Origin of the sequence: Gemmatimonas sp., assembly GCF_044345575.1 — a bacterium.
Lineage (GTDB): Bacteria > Gemmatimonadota > Gemmatimonadetes > Gemmatimonadales > Gemmatimonadaceae > Gemmatimonas.
Genome location: NZ_JBIJAW010000396.1, coordinates 1 through 2878, shown reverse-complemented (window position 1 = coordinate 2878; position 2878 = coordinate 1). Strand labels below are relative to the sequence as shown.

General features: G+C 64.4%; 2 protein-coding genes. Both read right to left on the bottom strand.

From position 1 onward, the window contains the following. The coding region (locus tag ACIQ6O_RS15710; RefSeq protein WP_396208719.1) for a GTP-binding protein at nucleotides 1-688 on the bottom strand (688 nt) is incomplete at its 3' end. Between the two features lie 232 nt (nucleotides 689-920). Further along, nucleotides 921-2747: a glutamine--fructose-6-phosphate transaminase (isomerizing) gene (gene glmS / locus ACIQ6O_RS15705; RefSeq protein WP_396208718.1), complete on the bottom strand. Its 1827-nt coding sequence runs from the start codon at nucleotides 2745-2747 to the stop codon at nucleotides 921-923. Nucleotides 2748-2878: the final 131 nt, after the last annotated feature.

Below are 2878 nucleotides of genomic sequence, written 5' to 3'. Positions count from 1 at the left end.
TGGGATCGTCGATGCTCACGATGGTGTCATCGGCGCGCGTGGCACCGCGGTCACCGCTGCGTTCGAACAGGTGCACCTCGCGCTTCAGGCGATCGTACACGCCCACGAACACGTCGTTCTCGAACACCGGCCAAGTGGCCGCGTAGCAGTCGATGCCCAGATCAGCTTCGACGTCCTGAATGAGCTTGAGTGGATCCTCCCCGTGCCGGTCGCACTTGTTCACGAGCGTGAAGATCGGCGTCCGCTTGAGCTTGCAGACGTCGAACAGCTGCCGGGTGCGCTCTTCCACGCCGCGACGGTTGTCGAGCAGCATGATGGCGCTGTCGGCGGCGACGAGCGTGCGGTAGGTGTCTTCGGAGAAGTCCTCGTGCCCTGGCGTGTCGAGCAGGTTGAGCTGATAGCCGAGGAATTCGAACTGCAGCACCGAGCTGGTCACCGAGATACCGCGCTCCTGCTCGAGCTTCATCCAGTCGGACGTCGCGTGCCGTGAGGCCCGACGGGCCTTCACCGAGCCGGCGAGATGGATGGCGCCACCGTACAGCAGCAGCTTTTCGGTGAGCGTGGTCTTGCCGGCGTCGGGGTGCGAAATGATCGCAAACGTGCGGCGACGGGCGATCTCCTGCTCGAGGCGGGAGTGGTCGACCGGGGCCGATTCTGGCGTGGCGAGTTCGGGCGTGCTTTCGGACATCCTCGAAAGATAGCGACGAAGGCCGGCCATCAGGAGGAGGCGGAGACGCGACCACACGGAGCTCACCGAGGAGGGTGAGGACACCGAGTCCGATCAAAACAAAAGGGGAAGAGCCATTCTCGGCCCTCCCCCTTTCCTATCCATCATTTGCAGTTCTCGGTGTCCTCACCACTCTCGGTGAGCTCCGTGTGTACGCGTTTCGCGCCAGCGTTCCCGGCGGGTTCCCGTCCGGTTACTCCACCGTCACCGACTTCGCCAGGTTACGAGGCTGGTCCACGTTGCACCCCCGCTTCACGGCGATGTAGTAGGCCAGCAGCTGCAGTGGCACACTCGCCAGAATCGGCGTGAGCAGATCCACCGTTTCGGGGATACGGAACTCGTAGTCGAGCTTCCCGGCGAGGCTCGGTTCGTCGCGCGTCGTGATGGCGATAACCTTGCCCTTGCGCGCCTTCACCTCCTGGATGTTCGACGTGATCTTGTCGAACACCGAGTCGTGCGGCGCGATGCACACCACCGGCATCATCTCGTCGATGAGCGCGATGGGGCCGTGCTTCATCTCGGCCGCGGGATACCCCTCGGCGTGGATGTACGAGATTTCCTTGAGCTTGAGCGCGCCCTCGAGCGCGGCCGGGAAGTTGTAGCCACGCCCGAGATACAGGAAATTCGACGCCCGCTTGAACTCCTCGGCCAGCGCTTCGATTTCCTCGGCACGGTCGAGAATGCTCTGGATTTGGGCCGGCAGATCAGCGAGCGCCTGCGCGATTTCGCGACCGCGCGCCACACTGAGGTCACGCAGACGGGCGAGCTTGAGCGTGAACAGCGCGAGCGCGACCACCTGACTCGTGAACGCCTTCGTGCTCGCCACGCCGATTTCCGGGCCGGCGTGCAGATAGATCCCGCCGTCGTCTTCGCGGGCGATGGTGCTCCCCACCACGTTCACGAGGCCGAGCGTGCGGGCGCCGCGGCGCTTGGCTTCACGCATGGCTGCCAGCGTATCCGCCGTTTCGCCCGACTGGGAGATCACGATGCACAGCGTGCGCGGCGTGACGATGGGATTGCGGTAGCGGAACTCCGACGCGTACTCCACTTCCACGGGAATCCGGCACAGCTCCTCGATCATCATCTCGCCGATGAGCGCCGAGTGCCAGCTGGTGCCGCAGGCCGTGATGATGATGTTGTCGATCGCGAGCAGATCGTCCTTCGAGATATTGAGGCCGCCCAGCTTGGAGAAGCCTTCCTCGAGGATGAGACGCCCGCGCATGGTGTTCTCCACCGTCGTGGGCTGCTCGAAGATTTCCTTGAGCATGAAGTGCGGATAGCCCCCACGCTCGATCTGCGCCAAGTCCCAGTCGATGCGGGTCACGGGCTTCTCGTGCACCGTGGACTCGAGGTCGAGGACCTTGTAGCCGTCCTTCGTCACTACGGCAATGTCGCCGTCGTCGAGGTACACCACATGGCGGGTGTGCGAGAGAATGGCCGACGCGTCGGACGCGATGAAGTTCTCGCCCTCACCGATACCGATGAGGAGTGGGCTCCCCTTGCGGGCGGCCACCACCTTGTCCTTCTCGTCGCTGCTGATGACGGCAAGGCCGTACGTACCATCCACCTGACTGAGGGCCTCGATCACCGCCGCCTCGAGGTTGCCGGCGTAGGCCGTTTCGATGAGGTGGGCGAGGACTTCGGTGTCGGTGTCCGACTTGAACACGTATCCGCGCGCCTCGAGCCCCGCCTTCAACGTGGTGGCGTTCTCGATGATGCCGTTGTGCACCACGGCAATCTTGCCGTTCTGGCTCAGATGCGGGTGGGCGTTCGTTTCGTTCGGCGGCCCGTGCGTGGCCCAGCGCGTATGGGCGATGCCCAGCGTGCCCTGCGGCGGATTGGCAGCGATCACCGATTCGAGACGGGCAATCTTGCCGGCCGCCCGACGGGTCTCCACGCCCTTACCGTTCATAATGGCCACGCCGGCCGAGTCGTAGCCGCGATACTCGAGGCGCTTGAGCCCCTCGATGAGCATCGGCGTGGCGACCCGGTCACCAACGTATCCTACGATTCCACACATAAGCGTTCAGGTCTGGGAACGAGCCGGCTGGCTCAGACGAGCGCCGCGAGGGGAGCTCGCGCCTGCGCAATGAGTTCACGTGCCGCGTCCAACGTCGGCGCCTCGGCGATGACGCGCACGATGGGCTCCGT

Excerpts from the sequence above, each read along its gene's own strand:
- glmS (WP_396208718.1), bottom strand. The coding sequence starts at position 2,747 with ATGTGTGGAATCGTAGGATACGTTGGTGACCGGGTCGCCACGCCGATG.